This is a genomic window from Arthrobacter sp. NicSoilB8, assembly GCF_019977355.1.
Taxonomy (GTDB): domain Bacteria; phylum Actinomycetota; class Actinomycetes; order Actinomycetales; family Micrococcaceae; genus Arthrobacter.
The window spans coordinates 1,808,275-1,823,464 of sequence record NZ_AP024655.1 but is presented as its reverse complement, the minus strand read 5'-3'; the positions used below and the strand labels follow the sequence as shown (position 1 = coordinate 1,823,464).

10 protein-coding genes are annotated in these 15,190 nt (G+C 68.3%); 5 read left to right on the top strand and 5 right to left on the bottom strand.

Annotation, left to right across the window (positions count from 1 at the left end; translation table 11 throughout):
• Positions 1–49 precede the first annotated feature (49 nt).
• From LDO15_RS08115 to LDO15_RS08105, 3 genes are all read right to left on the bottom strand, one after another.
• Complete coding sequence (locus LDO15_RS08115; RefSeq protein WP_223985787.1) at positions 50–1,792, bottom strand: DUF4192 family protein; 1,743 nt, start codon at positions 1,790–1,792, stop codon at positions 50–52.
• Between the two features lie 213 nt (positions 1,793–2,005).
• Positions 2,006–3,337: an MFS transporter gene (locus tag LDO15_RS08110; RefSeq protein ID WP_223985785.1), complete on the bottom strand. Its 1,332-nt coding sequence runs from the start codon at positions 3,335–3,337 to the stop codon at positions 2,006–2,008.
• A gap of 35 nt (positions 3,338–3,372) precedes the next feature.
• Positions 3,373–4,311: a PAC2 family protein gene (locus LDO15_RS08105; protein ID WP_223985783.1), complete on the bottom strand. Its 939-nt coding sequence runs from the start codon at positions 4,309–4,311 to the stop codon at positions 3,373–3,375.
• Positions 4,312–4,705: 394 nt separating this feature from the next.
• Between LDO15_RS08105 and LDO15_RS08100 the strand changes: the two genes are divergently transcribed.
• The 4 genes from LDO15_RS08100 (at position 4,706) to LDO15_RS08085 (ending at position 10,285) form a co-directional block, all read left to right on the top strand.
• Complete coding sequence (locus tag LDO15_RS08100; RefSeq protein ID WP_223985779.1) at positions 4,706–6,247, top strand: leucyl aminopeptidase; 1,542 nt, start codon at positions 4,706–4,708, stop codon at positions 6,245–6,247.
• Positions 6,248–6,533: 286 nt separating this feature from the next.
• Positions 6,534–7,919: a dihydrolipoyl dehydrogenase gene (gene lpdA / locus LDO15_RS08095; RefSeq protein ID WP_223985776.1), complete on the top strand. Its 1,386-nt coding sequence runs from the start codon at positions 6,534–6,536 to the stop codon at positions 7,917–7,919.
• A gap of 125 nt (positions 7,920–8,044) precedes the next feature.
• Positions 8,045–9,790 (top strand): 2-oxoglutarate dehydrogenase, E2 component, dihydrolipoamide succinyltransferase, encoded by a 1,746-nt coding sequence (sucB, locus tag LDO15_RS08090; RefSeq protein WP_223985774.1) that lies wholly within the window; start codon positions 8,045–8,047, stop codon positions 9,788–9,790.
• A 144-nt stretch (positions 9,791–9,934) separates the two neighbouring features.
• Positions 9,935–10,285, top strand: coding sequence for a hypothetical protein (locus LDO15_RS08085; RefSeq protein WP_223985772.1), 351 nt, complete (start codon positions 9,935–9,937; stop codon positions 10,283–10,285).
• 83 nt (positions 10,286–10,368) lie between these two features.
• On the opposite strand, the gene LDO15_RS08080 is transcribed toward LDO15_RS08085, so the two are convergent.
• A complete protein-coding gene (locus LDO15_RS08080; RefSeq protein ID WP_223985770.1) occupies positions 10,369–10,743 on the bottom strand; it encodes a VOC family protein in 375 nt (124 codons plus the stop codon).
• Between the two features lie 215 nt (positions 10,744–10,958).
• Here LDO15_RS08080 and LDO15_RS08075 point away from each other — a divergent pair, with 215 nt between their 5' ends.
• Entirely contained in the window at positions 10,959–11,387 is a 429-nt protein-coding gene (locus tag LDO15_RS08075; protein WP_223985767.1) for an OsmC family protein, read from the top strand.
• A gap of 145 nt (positions 11,388–11,532) precedes the next feature.
• On the opposite strand, the gene LDO15_RS08070 is transcribed toward LDO15_RS08075, so the two are convergent.
• A complete protein-coding gene (locus tag LDO15_RS08070; protein WP_223985765.1) occupies positions 11,533–15,156 on the bottom strand; it encodes a S41 family peptidase in 3,624 nt (1,207 codons plus the stop codon).
• Positions 15,157–15,190 lie beyond the last annotated feature (34 nt).

The following is a 15,190-nucleotide window of genomic DNA, read 5'->3' as shown; positions in this document are numbered from 1 at the left end:
CCTCGCGGACCCCTTTCGGGCGCCGCGTCCAGACCATTGCGTCGGCGGCTCACGCCGCGTCGGGAGCAAACTTCTGCCAGGCAGCATCCCTTCTGGCCGCCCAGCCGCAAAGGGTGCCGCGCCGGCCAAGTTCCGCCAGCAGTTCCGCCAGCCTGTACCCCGGGTGGTCCTGCAATGCCTGACGGTACAGGGCATCGGCGTACGAGCCCCGGCCGCGGCACCATTCAATCCAGCCCCGCGCCGTCACGGCTGCTGCAGTTGGCTCACCGTCACCGAGACGGCCGAGCAACTCCAGGACCCGATCGAGCCCGACCATCAGGGCCCAGTCCGGGACCGACGGCGCCAGGCCGAGCAGGACCTCGCCGTAGCCGGGGACCGCGCCAGCGTCAGGGCCCGCGGCGGCAGCCGCGGCAGGACCCGGGGCGTTAAGGTCCGGAGCGGCAAGGTCTGGAGCGGCAGGACCCGGGGCGGCAGCCGCGGCGGCCCGCCCGTCAATGGGCACGTCCGGCAGAGGCGGCAACGGCGCGCATGGGGAACCAGACGTCGAACCGGCCCTTGCGCCAGGCCTGGGAGCGGACGGTGATCGGGACGTCGAACCGGGCAGTCGCTCCGGAATGGGGCCAGGAGCCGGGCCGGGCCGTGTTGCGGACCGGGATCCCGACCCGGCCTGGGTGTCGAAAATGCCAAACTCCTCGGCGCCGCAAACGGCCGCGGTCCGCCCTGCCGCTGCCATCACGAGCACGGCGTCCCGCCACGACGGCGTGCAAAGGCTTGCCCGCAGGTAGCCGGCCAACTCCGGTGAGAGTTCAAGGGGCTGGCCCTCGGACTGGGGATCAAAGTTTCTGGCATCAAGTGGGCCCGGGGAGCGCTCTCCCGGGGCTTGGGTGCCCGGGGCCTTGAGGTCCGTCACGAGGCCGTCTTGGGCCAGGCCGTCCGGGGCGAGGCCGTCTCGGACGAGGCCAAGTGGGCGCTCCCGGGCGGTGGCCGCCTGCAGGACCATCGTCCAAACATCGAGAACCTGCGCGAACTGGGCCCGGTCCCGCCGACGCGGAAAGAATTGCTCCGCCCAGCCGGACTCCGCCGCACGCACCGCCGGATCCACTGAACCCGGCACCGGAAGGGTTCCATGCGTGCCGGGGGCGGCACCTACACTGCTGCCGCGGTACACCATCTCCGCGTTGAGCCTGCTGTTCCTGATCTGCTCAACCGGCCGGCCTGCCGGCCCGCAGCACTCCGGATCACTGCAGTAGGCGTTTCGCCAGATTTCGGCACCGACAATCCAGGCGTCCCTCAAGGGCAGTCCGGCAGCTTCGAGGGCAAGTTCGAGTTCTCTAAGCAGTTCTGCCCATGCCGGGCTTGCGCCGTCGGCGTCACTATTCGTGCCGGCGCCGGTGTCAGTGTCAGTGAAGAAGGCCAGCAGCGTACCGTCGGCTGCGTCGTCCGCCTGCAGGTAGGACACGACATGTCGGGCAAAGCCGGCAAGTGTATCCCCGCGCCCGGATCTGGCACGGCGTTTAGGACCGGCAACGCCGCGCCCCACTTCCGCGGCGTCACCGCCTGCACCTCGCCCGCCTCTAGTGCCACCGCCCTCGCCTCCGGTGCAGCGCCGGCCGGAGGCGCCGGAGGAGGGACCGCCAAGCGCGGGGAGGTCGACACGCAGGGTGGCACCAAGCCGTTTGCCCTGCATGGTCATGGCCACGAGGCTGTTTTCCGGCCAGTAGCCCAAGGAGTGCGGGATGAAGCCAAGGATGTCTTCGGGCCCGGTGATTCTCAAATGATCTGGAGCTGTCATAAGCCCAGCTTCGCGGTGACAGGAACCTTGCGGTACGCCCCGGTTGCGCTATGTGGACAACTTGCTGCCCCGCCCGAAACTGCCCCGCCCGAACCGCTAAACCACCGAACCCGAGCCGCGAACCGTTGAACCACCGAACCCGAGCCGCGAACCGCTGAACCACCGAACCCGAGCCGCGAACCGCCGAACCCCCGAACCCTGCCAATCCGAGGGTCAGGGTGTGCGGCGGCGCTCCGCGACCAGCCGGCGCTGCTCGGCGAGGGCTTTGAGCAGCGGCGGCACCATGACGCCCTGGGCCGCCATCTGGCGCCGGACTTTCCGCCGGGTGGCGATGATGGCCCCGGCTCCCCCGGCCAGCAGCAGGAACTGCACGCTGAGGGCGATACGGAAGGGGTCCAGGGCGTAGAGCTCGCCCTGGGAGAATCCGGTGGCGTGCAGGAGGTCGAGTACGAGCCCAATGAGGTAGATGGACACCAGCGCGGCGATGAAACCACCCACGTTGACAATCCCGGTGGCGGTGCCGAGCCGGTGCGCCGGGTTGAAGGTCCGGGCGAAGTCGAAGCCGATCATCGAGCCGGGGCCGCCCACAGCCAGTGTCACAACGAGAACAGCCAGGAGCCAGAGCGGGGATCGTCCCGGCAGCAGCAGAACGGAGGCCCAGACGACCGCGGTGCATCCGGAAATCAGGAGCACCATGGTGGACCGCCGCAGCGGATGCCGGGCCACGAACCTGCCCATCAGGGGTCCGGCGGCAATGGCTGCGGCCACGTACAGCGCCATGAGGGCCGAGACGGTTCCGCGGTCCAGCCCCTGGGCGGAAATCAGGAACGGGTAGCCCCACGTCATGGCAAAGACCGTGCCGCTGAACTGGACGGTGAAGTGGCTCCAGAGCCCGAGCCGGGTGCCGGGCTGGCGCCAGGCGTGCGCCAGGGAGATCCCGGTGGCGCGCAGTCCCTGCGACTTTTCCGGCGGGGGGTGCCCGGGCGGAAGGTCCTGCAGCAGGAGCAGGACCAGCACGACGGCGAGGCCGGACATCGCGGCCAGCGTCAGGAAGGCCGGAGTCCACCCCGCGGAGTGCAGGATCATCGCAAACGGCACCACGCTGAACAGCTGGCCCAGTTGCCCGGACATGCCGGTCAGCTGCGTCAGCAGCGGCACTCGCGCCGCGGCGAACCAGAGCGGAATGAGCCGGATCACGGAGATGAAGGTCATGGCGTCGCCCGCGCCCACCAGGACGCGTCCCAGAACGCCGCCGGGGATGTTCTCGGCAAACGCCAGCTGAAGCTGGCCGAGTCCCATCAGGAGGCCGCCGCCGGCCAGCATGGCGCGGGAGCCGAACCGGTCCACGAGGATGCCCACCGGAATCTGCAGCGCGGCATAGACCAGGAGCTGGAGGACGGTGAAGAAGGAGATCTCGGCCGCACTGGCATGAAAGCGTTCCGTCGCCTCCAGGCCGACCACCCCGAAGGAAGTGCGCTGGCTGACGGCCACGAGATACGCAAAGATCCCGATGATCCAAATCAGCCAGGCGCGGGGAGAGGTCACTCCCCCATTATGCCCGGCCTTTTGATAAATAGTATTTATTCGCCGGGTTCTTTACGGGCCAGGTACGCCTCCACGGCGGCGCCGAGGGCATCGGCGTTCGGGATTTGGTCGTTCTCATCGGCCAGCAGCGACCGCCGGACCGTCCCTTCGGCCTTTTCGTCGTACCGGGCCTCCAGCCGCGAGACCACCTGCTGGACCTCCTCGGACGCCTCAATCTGCTCGGCGATCTGCCGGCCCACCTCGCGGCCGGCCTCGCGAAGGCGGTCGGTCGGCAGCATGAGGGACGTTGCCGCGCCCAGGTATTCGAGCCCGGCAACGGCGGCCGTGGGGTACTCGGCTTCTGCAAGGTAGTGCGGCACGTGGATCACGTAGCCGGCGATGTTGCGGCCGGCATCGGTCAGCCGCAGCTCCAGGATGTGGCCCACCGCGGCCGGGACCTCCACGGTGGGCTTCCAGACCGAGATTCCTTCGATCAGCTCGGGCCGGTTGCCGTGCACGGTCACGCCGACCGGCCGGGTGTGGGGCACGGGCATCGGGATCGAATGGACCCAGGTGACGAGGTTGACGTCGAGGTCCTCCACGATCCCGACGACGGCGCGCGCGAAGCGCTCCCACTGCAGGTCCGGCTCGAACCCGGCAAGGAGCAGGAACGGGCTGCCCAGCCCGTCGACCAGCCGGTAGAGCGCCAGGCTCGGCGCCTGGTAGTCCTGAAGGTGGTCCTCGACAAAGCTGATCTGCGGCCGCCGCGACCGGTAGTCGATCAGCTGGTCGGCGTCGAATTCTGCGATCATCTCGGCATCGAGCGTGTCCAGCAGTTCAGCGGTGATCTGCCGGACGACGTGGCCGGCGTCGGCGAAGCCGGTGAACCCCATGACGAGGTTGAGCCCGTGCAGTTCGGGGCTGGAGAACAGCGCGTCGTCACGGATGTAGAGAGACTTGGGGTCCAGCAGAGAGCCGGAAATCCGTTCAATCACGGCGTGTTCCTTTCACGATGGCGGCGGTGGGAGAGGCGGGGCGCGGTCCGTCATCCGGACGGTCAGGCAGATTCCGCACAGTCAGGCAAAACCCGCACCAGCAGGCAGATCCTGCCGGCCAGTCCGAGAGGGTCCGCACCGCACGCCAGCGCCGCTAACAGTACAACGCCCCGGCGACCGGGCTAATTCCTGTCCCGGGTGTGCTGCAGCTCTCATTCGATTGAATTTCCGGGCCGCGGAGAGACTACGATCGGAACTGGCCCTTTGGGCTTGCTTGCAGACACCGGGCGGCGTCCCAGAACGACGGCGGCCCGGGATCCGCGGCAGGGCGCCGAACATGCAGTTCCTGCCGAAAATCACCGAGAACCATCACAGAGAATTGAGGACTGTCCTCGTGGTCAAGAATAGTGAAGTCAAACTTAGTGCAGTTGCAGGGGACCTGAAGAAGTCCCCCAGCGATGCCCTCGTCATCGGCGTCGGACAGGGACCGGACGGTCCTGTCCTGCTCGACAATCCGCTGACGGCCAAGGCCGCGGAGGCCCTGGCTGAGTCACTGCGCGTTCTTGGCATCACCGGCGCGGCGGACCAGGCCCACCGCCTCCCCGGCCTGCCCGAGGCAGGAGCCACCATCCTGCTGCTCGCCGGCGTCGGCAAGCTGCCGTCGAATAAAGTCTCTGCGAAGCAGCCGCTCACCGAGGAGGCACTGCGCCGCGCCGCCGGCTCGGCCGTGCGCCAGCTGGCCGGCGTCACCACCGTCACCCTGGCACTTCCGACGACGACACTGGCCGAGGTCGCGGCCGTCGCCGAGGGCGCCGCAATGGGCGCCTATTCCTACACGGAGTTCCGGTCCTCCAAGGACGGACTCAAGGACCCGGTGAAGAACGTCGCCATCCTGACCGATTTCGCGGCGGACAAGGCACTCCAACCGGTCCTGAACCGCGCGTCCCTCATCGGCACGGCCGTGAACGCCACCCGCACGCTGGTCAACCAGCCCCCGAGCCACCTCTACCCCGAGTCCTTTGCCGACGCCGCCAAGGAGCTGTCCAAGGGCCTGCCCGTCAAGGTGACGGTCTGGGACGAGAAGCGCCTCGAGAAGGAAGGCTTCGGCGGCATCCTCGGCGTCGGCAAGGGCTCCACCCGGCAGCCGCGCCTTGTTAAGGTCGAATACGCCCCGGCCAAGGCCACGGCCAAGATCGCGCTCGTGGGCAAGGGCATCACCTTTGACACCGGCGGGATCTCCATCAAGCCGGCCCTGGGCATGGGTGACATGAAGAGCGACATGGCGGGCGCCGCCGTCGTCCTTAACACCGTGCTGGCCATCGCCGGCCTCGGCCTCCCGGTCAAGGCGACCGCCTGGCTGTGCATTGCGGAGAACATGCCCTCCGGCGCGGCCCAGCGCCCCGCCGACGTCCTGACCATGTTCGGCGGCAAGACCGTGGAGGTCTTGAACACCGACGCCGAGGGCCGCCTGGTCATGGCCGACGGCATCGTCGCCGCGGGCCAGGAGTACCCGGACGCCATCATCGATGTGGCCACCCTGACCGGCGCGCAGCTGATCGCCCTGGGTGACCGCACCGCCGGCGTCATGGGCTCCGATTCAGTCACCGGCGCCATCAAGGCCGCCGCGGACCGTGCCGGCGAGCTCGTCTGGCCGATGCCCCTGCCCGAGGAGCTGCGTGCCAGCCTCGACTCCCAGGTCGCGGACATCGCCAACATCGGAGAACGGCACGGCGGCATGATGACCGCGGCGGTGTTCCTGCGCGAATTCGTCGGCAAGGGCAAGGACGGCGAGCAGATCCCGTGGGCACACATTGACATCGCCGGTCCGTCGTTCAATAACGGCAGCCCCTACGGCTACAACCACAAGCAGGGCACCGGCTGCACCGTGCGCACGCTGGTGGCCTATGTCGAAGACCTCCTGCCGGCTTCGTCCTAACATCACTGCCTGGCACGGCTGTGCGCACTCACGCGGCTTTGCGGCCGGGGTCTGACGCCCCGGCCACAAAGCCGCGTGACACTGGACACAAGCGCTCCACAAACGCCTCGACAAGGTGGAGCATGTATTAGTGGTTCGCTAAGGTGAACCTTGTTTCAACGAAACAGACCCCAAGAAGTAGTCACAAATGAAAGGGAACAGGCCGGCTGGCATAATCGCCGCAGGCAGGTTTCAAGACCAGATGATGCGTACTCTCGCGTCATCGTTCACGCGAGGGAGCGTTTTAGTGGCCGATCAGGCAACTGCGCAAGAATTCGACATCCTGGTACTCGGCGGCGGCAGCGGCGGTTACGCCACCGCTCTGCGGGCCGTTCAGCTTGGCCTCACCGTCGGCCTCATCGAAAAGGCCAAACTCGGCGGCACCTGCCTGCACAACGGCTGCATCCCGACGAAGGCGCTCCTGCACTCCGCGGAGCTGGCGGACCACGCCCGCGACTCGGCGAAGTACGGCGTGAACGTGACCCTCGACGGCATCGACATCACGGCCGTCAACGCCTACAAGGACGGCATCATCGCCGGCAAGTTCAAGGGCCTGCAGGGCCTGATCAAGGGCAAGAAGGGCATCACCGTCATCGAGGGTGAGGGCAAGCTCCAGGGCGCCGACACCATCGTCGTGAACGGCACCGCCTACAAGGGCAAGAACATTGTCCTCGCCACCGGCTCCTACTCCCGGACACTGCCGGGCCTGGAAATCGGCGGCAAGGTCATCACCTCCGACGAAGCCCTCACCATGGATTACATCCCCAAGAGTGCGATCATCCTGGGCGGCGGCGTGATCGGCGTCGAGTTCGCTTCAGTGTGGAAGTCCTTCGGCGTCGACGTCACCATCGTCGAAGGCCTGCCTTCCCTCGTCCCGAACGAGGACGCCACGATCGTCAAGAACTTCGAGCGCGCCTTCAAGAAGCGCGGCATCAAGTTCTCCACCGGCGTGTTCTTCCAGGGCGTTGAGCAGAACGACGACGGCGTCAAGGTCACCCTTGTCGACGGCAAGACCTTCGAAGCCGATCTGCTGCTCGTCGCCGTGGGCCGCGGCCCCGTCACGGCCAACCTCGGCTACGAAGAGGCCGGCCTGACCATCGACCGCGGCTTCGTCATCACCAACGAGCGCCTGCACACCGGCGTCGGCAACATCTACGCCGTCGGCGACATCGTCCCCGGCGTCCAGCTGGCCCACCGCGGCTACCAGCAGGGCATCTTCGTCGCCGAGGAAATCGCCGGCCTCAAGCCGGTGGTCGTCGAAGACGTCAACATCCCCAAGGTCACGTACTCCGAGCCGGAAATCGCGACGGTCGGCTACACCGAGAAGGCCGCCAAGGCCAAGTTCGGCGACGACCAGGTCGAAACCCAGGAATACAACCTTGCCGGCAACGGCAAGAGCTCCATCCTGGGCACCAGCGGCATCGTCAAGCTGGTCCGCCAGAAGGACGGCCCGGTCGTCGGCGTCCACATGATCGGCGCCCGCATGGGCGAGCAGATCGGCGAGGCCCAGCTGATCGTGAACTGGGAAGCCTACCCCGAGGACGTGGCCCAGCTGGTCCACGCCCACCCGACCCAGAACGAATCCCTGGGCGAGGCGCACCTGGCGCTGGCGGGCAAGCCCCTGCACGGCTAGCAGCTCAACCCGCACCTCCGCAAGACCACAGGGCTTAGTGCGCCCGGCCCAAAATGCCGGGTGCACTAAGCTCAAACAAGGCAGCAATCATCCGCACTAAAATCAATAAGGAGAACGGGGACGACATGTCTGAATCCGTTAACTTGCCCGCCCTCGGTGAGAGCGTCACCGAAGGAACCGTCACCCGCTGGCTCAAGCAGGTCGGTGACCGGGTAGAGGTGGACGAGCCGCTGCTCGAAGTCTCCACCGACAAAGTAGACACCGAAATCCCCTCTCCGATTGCCGGCGTGATCGAGGAAATCCTCGTCGCCGAAGACGAGACCGCAGAGGTCGGCGCCCCGCTGGTCCGCATCGGCTCCGGCGACGCCGCACCGGCCGCTGCCGAGGCCCCGGCTGCGGCACCCGCCGAAGAGGCCCCGGCGGCTTCCGCGTCCGCTGCCGCAGCGCCGGCTCCTGAAGCCGCCGCACCGGCCGCCGAGGCGCCGGCAGCTGCTGCCGTTTCTGCTCCCGCCGGTGAAGGACACGACGTCACGCTTCCGGCCCTGGGCGAAAGCGTCACCGAAGGCACCGTCACCCGCTGGCTGAAGAGCGTCGGCGACTCCGTAGAGGTCGACGAGCCGCTGCTCGAGGTCTCCACGGACAAGGTTGACACCGAAATCCCGTCTCCGGTTGCCGGAACGCTGCTGGAAATCCGCGTCAACGAGGACGAGACCGCCGAGGTCGGATCCGTCCTGGCCGTGATCGGCTCCGCCGGCGCAGCCCCCGCAGCGCCGGCTCCCGCAGCGGCCGCACCGGCAGCCGCGCCGGAGCCCGAAGCGCCCAAGCAGGAAGCTCCGGCAGTTCCCGCCCCGGCGGCCGCTCCCGCAGCAGCACCGGCGCCCGCCGCGCCTGCCCCGGCAGCCCCGGCAGCCCCCGCGCCTGCAGCAGCTGCCGCACCGGCGGAATCCGGCTACGTCACCCCCCTGGTCCGCAAGCTGGCCAACCAGCAGGGTGTCGACATCGCCTCCCTGGCCGGCACCGGTGTCGGCGGCCGCATCCGCAAGCAGGATGTCCTGGCAGCCGCGGAGGCCAAGGCCGCACCGGCAGCAGCCACCGCAGCGCCGTCAGCGGCTCCGTCGGCGGCTCCGTCCGCAGCCGCAGCGTCCTCGCTGCGGGGCACCGTGCAGAAGGCCCCGCGCATCCGCCAGGTCATAGCCCGCCGCATGCGCGAGTCCCTGGACATCTCCACCCAGCTGACGCAGGTCCACGAGGTCGACATGACCAAGGTGGCCAAGCTGCGCGCCAGGGCCAAGAACTCCTTCCAGGCCCAGAACGGCTCCAAGCTGACCTTCCTGCCCTTCATCGCCAAGGCTGTCGCCGAGGCCCTGAAGCAGCACCCGAAGATCAACGCCTCCTACGACGAGGACAAGCAGGAGATCACCTACCACAACGCCGAACACTTGGCGATTGCGGTGGACACCGACAAGGGCCTGCTGGTTCCGGTCATCTCCGATGCCGGCAACCTGAACCTTGCCGGCCTGGCAGGAAAGATCGCCGACGTCGCGGACCGCACCCGCAACGGCAAGATCGGCCCGGACGAGCTCTCCGGCGGAACCTTCAGCATCACCAACATCGGTTCCGTGGGCGCCCTCTTCGACACCCCGATCATCAACCAGCCCCAGGTGGCCATCCTGGGCACCGGCGCGATCGTCAAGCGTGCCGTGGTGGTCGCGGACGAGAACGGCGATGACTCGCTGGCCATCCGCTCCATGATGTACCTCTCCCTGACGTACGACCACCGCCTGGTGGACGGCGCCGACGCGGGCCGCTTCCTGCAGACGCTGAAGGCACGCCTCGAAGAAGGCGCGTTCGAAGCAGACTTGGGCCTCTAGGGTCTAAAAGCACACCGACGGCGACGGCGGTGCGGGCTCCGGTGGGAAACCAGCGGAGTGCCCGTGCCGCCGTCGCCGTTTGCCGTTCCGGGGCCCCGGCGGGTCTTACTACGTTCTGTAGAATCTTCTGGCTAGACTGTTCCCATGAAAATTGTCTTTGACATCCTGGTCTTCCTGCACATCATCGGCGCGTCCATGATCGTCGGTATCTGGATTGGCCAGATGAAGAAGCCCACTGTCCACCCCCGCCAGTTCGACGGCGCGATGCTGCAGCTCATCACGGGTATCGCCATGATGGGACTGATCCCGGCCCTGGACATGAACGCCAACTACGTCAAGCTCGGCATCAAGCTCGTCATTGCCCTGATCGTCGGCGTCCTCGCCTTCATCGGCCGTCGCAAGTACAAGAAGGGCGAGCCCATCAGCAAGGGCCTCGCGCACAGCGTCGGCGGACTGGCGCTGCTTAACGTTGCGATTGCGACCCTGTGGCAGTAATCGGCATATAGCCGTGGCCACGACGGCGCCGCACCCGGCCGGGTGCGGCGCCGTCGTCGTTTAACGGCTTCGTTTTTCACGGCTCAGTCGCCGGCGATGCAGAATTCGTTGCCTTCGGGATCCTGCATGACGTCCCAATGGAAGTCGCCGATGTCATCGCCCGCCACGTAGCCGGCACCCAGGGACTCGGCGAGAGCCCGCAGCGCCTTGGGGTCGGACGCGTGGATGTCCAGGTGCAGGCGGCGCCTGCCCTGGGTGGGCTGCTCGACCTGCTGGAAGGCCATCTGCGGGGCGCCGGCACCGGCCGGCTGGAGCCAGACGAACTGTTCGAAGCGCGAGGCCACAGCGGTGCCCAGCAGCGTGGACCAGAACCGGGCGAGGCGTTCGGCGTCGACGGCGTTGACCATGATCGTGGCGATGCGCGCCGTGAGGGCCGCAGCGGGTTCGGTGATTTCCATGACGACACTGTACTGCCGACACTGTGCTGCCCCCTGGCCGGCCGGCACCGGGCGGGATCGCTGCAAGGGGTCGCTGGGCACGGTCGCGGGAGGGGGTCACAATCCACTGACAGCGGAACCCCCGTGCGGCGGCCGCGCGGAATCCCTAGGATTGATCACGGCAGGATCCGGCACCTCGCCGGATCGCTGATTCACATCGACGTCGAGGAGTGGACATGGCAACAACACGCACCGCACACACTGTATGGAATGGTGACCTGATGACGGGCGCCGGGAACACCACGCTGGACAGTTCCGGGCTGGGCAACTTCGATGTCACCTGGAAGGCGCGCGCCGAAGCCGCCGAGGGCAAGACCAGCCCTGAGGAGCTCATCGCGGCTGCACACTCCGCCTGCTTCTCCATGGCGTTCAGCAATGCCCTGGCCCAGGCCGGACACACGGCCGAGGAAATCAACACCAAGGCCGACGTGACGTTCCAGCCCGGCACGGGGATCACCGGCAGCCACCTCACCCTCGTTGGCCGGGTCCCGGGCATTTCCGCGGATGACTTCCAGCGCCTGGCCGAGGAAGCCAAGACCGGCTGCCCGGTCTCCGCCGCCCTGACCGGCATCGAGATCACCCTGGACGCCACCCTGGCCTCCTAGCCCCACCCGCTGTACCGGACCGCTGAACTGGTCCGCCGTAGCAGCCCGCAGCACGACGAAGGCCACCGCCGCACCGGATTTGTCCGGTGCGGCGGTGGCCTTCGTCGTGGTGGCTTCCGGGGTCGTGCGACCCCCCGGGGACCGCCTAGGCCTGGCCGGCCTGTTGCCGCGCAGGCAGCGGTGCGGGCCGGACCCGGCGGTAGCCCTCGCGCAGCGGCGGACGGTCCGTGGGCAGTTCCTGGATCATTTCCTTCAATGCCCCGATGCCGTATTCCAGCTGCGGGTCGGTCCCGGCAGCATAGGCGTGCGGCGGGAAGGTCACCTCGATGTCCGGGGTGACGCCGAAGTTCTCCACGCCCCAGCCCACGCCACCGGAAAACCAGGTGGCGTAGCGCGGCTGAGTGACACCCGTTCCGTCGGCCAGCGCGAAGCGGTTGTCGATCCCGACGACGCCGCCCCAGGTGCGGGTGCCGATGACGGGTCCGATCCCCCGCAGCTTGGAGACCTGCGTGATGATGTCGCCGTCGGAACCGGCGAACTCGTCCGTGAGGATGATGACCGGTCCGCGGGGTGCGTGGTGCGGGTACGTCCGCGGCTTTTCCCCGCGGGGCATGCTCCAGCCGGTGACCTTGCGTCCGATGAGTTCGGCCACGAGCTGGGAGGTGTGGCCGCCGCGGTTGCGGCGGACGTCGACGATCAGCCCGTCCAGGGCCGTTTCGGTGTCAAGGTCGCGGTGCAGCTGGGCCCAGCCGTTGGCCATCATGTCCGGGATGTGGAGGTAGCCGAACGTCCCCTTGGAGGCTTCCCGGACGGTCCGCCGGTTGCCGGCGACCCATTCCTGGTAGCGGAGTCGTTCCTCATCCTTGACCGGGACCACGGCCACGCGGCGCTGGGCGCCTGCGGCCGCGCCGTGGCCGGCACCGTTGCTCAGGGTGAGCTCGACGGCACGGCCGGCCGCGCCGACCAGCTGCATGGCCGGGGTCAGCGAGTCCGTGAGTTCAACGCCGTCGATGGCCAGCAGGACGTCGCCGGGCTTGGCGTCGGCGCCGGGACGGGTCAGCGGCGAGGTGGCCAGCGGGTCGGAGGACTCGCCCGCCAGGATGCGGGTGATTTCCCAGCCCTCGCCGGTGAACTCAAGATCCGCGCCGAGCCGGCCCTGCGGGCTGCTGCCGTTCTCGGCAACGGCCATCGGCCGGACGTAGGCGTGGGACGTGCCCAGTTCGCCGTGCAGCTCCCACAGCAGGTCCACGAGGTCATCGTGGGAGCCGAGACGTTCCACCACGGGACGGTAGCGGGAGTGGACGGACTCCCAGTCCTGGCCGGCCATGTCCTCGGTCCAGAAGAAGTCGCGCTGGAGCCGCCAGGCCTCGTCGAAGGCCTGGCCCCACACGCTGAGCGGGTCCAGCTGCACCCGGATGCGGCCGAGGTCCACCTTGACGAGCTGGCCGGAGTCCTCGTCGGCCTTGGCGCCGACTGGCGTAACCCGGATCTGCTTGTCCTGGATGAACACGACCTTTTCCCCGTCGCCGGTGACCCGGTAGCTGTCCAGTGCCTCCACCAGGGTGGAGGCACTGCGCTTGGCGAGGTCATAGCGGACCAGGCTCGGCGCGGCGGTCTTATCCTCCAGGCTTGCCCGGCCTTCGCCGGTGGTGCCGGAGAGTTCGCTGTCCAGCCAGAGCAGGGCCCCGGCCGTCGCGGAGAGCGACGAGTAGTTGCCTTGCGGCACGGGGACCCCGATCACGCGGTGGGCCAGGCCCTCGGCGTCGACCCGCACGGAAGGCACCGGCTTCGCGGCGGACGGTGCCGCCACCGCGGCGCCGTCCGCCGCGAAGCCGTCAGTGCTCGCTGTGCCGTCAGTGCTCGCTGTGCCGGCGTCGAATTGAAGGTCGACGCTCGGGCCGAACGGGGACGGGGTGTCGGCGGCGAGAGCCACGAGGTAAGGCTTGATCGGGCTCGGGAAGGACAGATCGAAGGAGTGGCCGTCATAAACCGGATCGAAGCTGCGGTTGGAGAGGAAGGCGAGGTACTTGCCGTCCGGAGTGAACGACGGTGACTCGTCGCGGAACCGGCCGTCGGTGACATCGATGATCGCCGCGCCCGTGCCGCCGTCGATCCTGGTGACGCGGAGCCGGCTGCGGGAGCCGAAGGACGTGACCGGTTCGGACCAGCCGAGCCAGGCGGAATCCGGAGACCAGCTGAATCCTTCAATGCTGCCTTCGCCGATGCTGCTCAGCAGGGACATCGTCCCCGCGCGCGTGTCCGCAAGGTAGATGTCACCGAAGGACGTGCCGACCGCGAGCCAGCGTCCGTCGGGGCTGGCCTCGATGGCGCTGGCCCGGCTGGGCTTGGGGAAGTCGATCCGCGTGACCCCACCGGAGGCAGGCACCTCCTTGACGGCGGCGGCTGTGCCAGCCGTGCCGCTGTGGTGAGCGGCGCCGGACGTGTCAGTGCCGGACGTGTCAGTGCCGGATCCTTCAGTGCCGGCTGCGGCGGGGACCGGGTTGGACACCCAACTGCCTGCCGCAGCGGGAGTTGATCCTGAGCCGGTCAGCGCGGCGGCGGACACCGGCTTCGGAAGTGGCGACCCGGCCCCGGTGTCGTCGGGCTGGACCGGGGATTGAACAGCAGGCTGGACGGCGGACTGGGGCGCCTTCGGGTCGGTCCCGGACGCGCCGGCCAGCGGGGCGGCAATGGCTTTGAGGTACAGGGCCTCTACGCCGGCGTGGTCGGCGACATAGACGATTCGGCCCTCGCCGAACGGCCGGGGCAGCCGGGCCCGGACGCCCGGGGTGGCTTCGAGGACCCGCGAGGGGCCGTCCTTGTGCCGCAGCCAGTGCACAGTGCCGTGAGATTCGACGGCACTGGACGCGCCGGTGCGGTCCGGAACGACGTCACCGAGGTGCCGTGAGGGCTTCAGCGGGGCGGGCCGGCGCGCCTGTGAGGCGGAACCCAGCGAAATGTCGAGCTTGACTGCTTCCGCGTCGAGGCCGGACAGCAGCCAGAGTTCACCGGCCGATTCGAAGATGACGCGCTCCCCGTCGGTGGAGGCGTGACGCACGTAGAAGTCTTCGTGGTCCGTGTGGCGCCGCAGGTCGCCACCGTTGGGCAGTAACGAATAGAGGTTTCCGTAGCCCTCGTGGTCGGACAGGAACGCAATCCGTCCCTTGACCCACAGGGGGTCCGTGAGGTTGCCGTCCAGTTCGGGGGCGAGCCGCTCGAACTCACCGTTTCCGTCGGCGTCGATCCACAGCTTGCCCGCCGCACCGCCGCGGTAGCGCTTCCACCAGGCAGGCTCACGCGAGAGCACGCTGGCGAGCACCACGGGTCGTTCGTCGCCGACGACCGGGCCGAAGGCCACCGATTCGACCGGGCCGAACGGGAGCTCCTCCGCCCAGCCGCCGGTGACGGGAAGGCTGTAGGCATGGGTGTGGCGGCTGTCCGACTGGCGGAAGGCGCTCGTGACCAGGACGTCGCCGCCGGGGGTGAAGCCCTTGACCCGGGTGGAGGGGTGGCCGAAGTAGCTCAACTGGCGGTAGCCGCCGCCGACGACGTCGGCCGTGACGACCTCCGGGGCTGTCCCCTGTACAACGGTCCACACCAGGCGCTTGCCGTCGGGGGTGAAGCGGGGGTTGCGGGCCGGCAGCTGCAGGGAGGAGACGCGCCAGGCACGGCCCCCGCCCACGGGCGCAATCCAGACGTCGTCCTCGGCCACGAAGGTGACCAAATCGCCGTGGACATGCGGGAAACGGAAGTAACTCGAGGGGGTCATCGTTCGATCATAGCCACAACGGCCATTGCGGCCC

What these genes read in the sequence shown, in the direction of transcription:
- sucB (WP_223985774.1), top strand. Translation starts at nt 8,045, where the DNA reads ATGTCTGAATCCGTTAACTTGCCCGCCCTCGGTGAGAGCGTCACCGAA.
- LDO15_RS08075 (WP_223985767.1), top strand. Translation starts at nt 10,959, where the DNA reads ATGGCAACAACACGCACCGCACACACTGTATGGAATGGTGACCTGATG.
- LDO15_RS08080 (WP_223985770.1), bottom strand. Translation starts at nt 10,743, where the DNA reads ATGGAAATCACCGAACCCGCTGCGGCCCTCACGGCGCGCATCGCCACG.
- LDO15_RS08085 (WP_223985772.1), top strand. Translation starts at nt 9,935, where the DNA reads ATGAAAATTGTCTTTGACATCCTGGTCTTCCTGCACATCATCGGCGCG.
- LDO15_RS08070 (WP_223985765.1), bottom strand. Translation starts at nt 15,156, where the DNA reads ATGACCCCCTCGAGTTACTTCCGTTTCCCGCATGTCCACGGCGATTTG.
- LDO15_RS08115 (WP_223985787.1), bottom strand. Translation starts at nt 1,792, where the DNA reads ATGACAGCTCCAGATCATTTGAGAATCACCGGGCCCGAAGACATCCTT.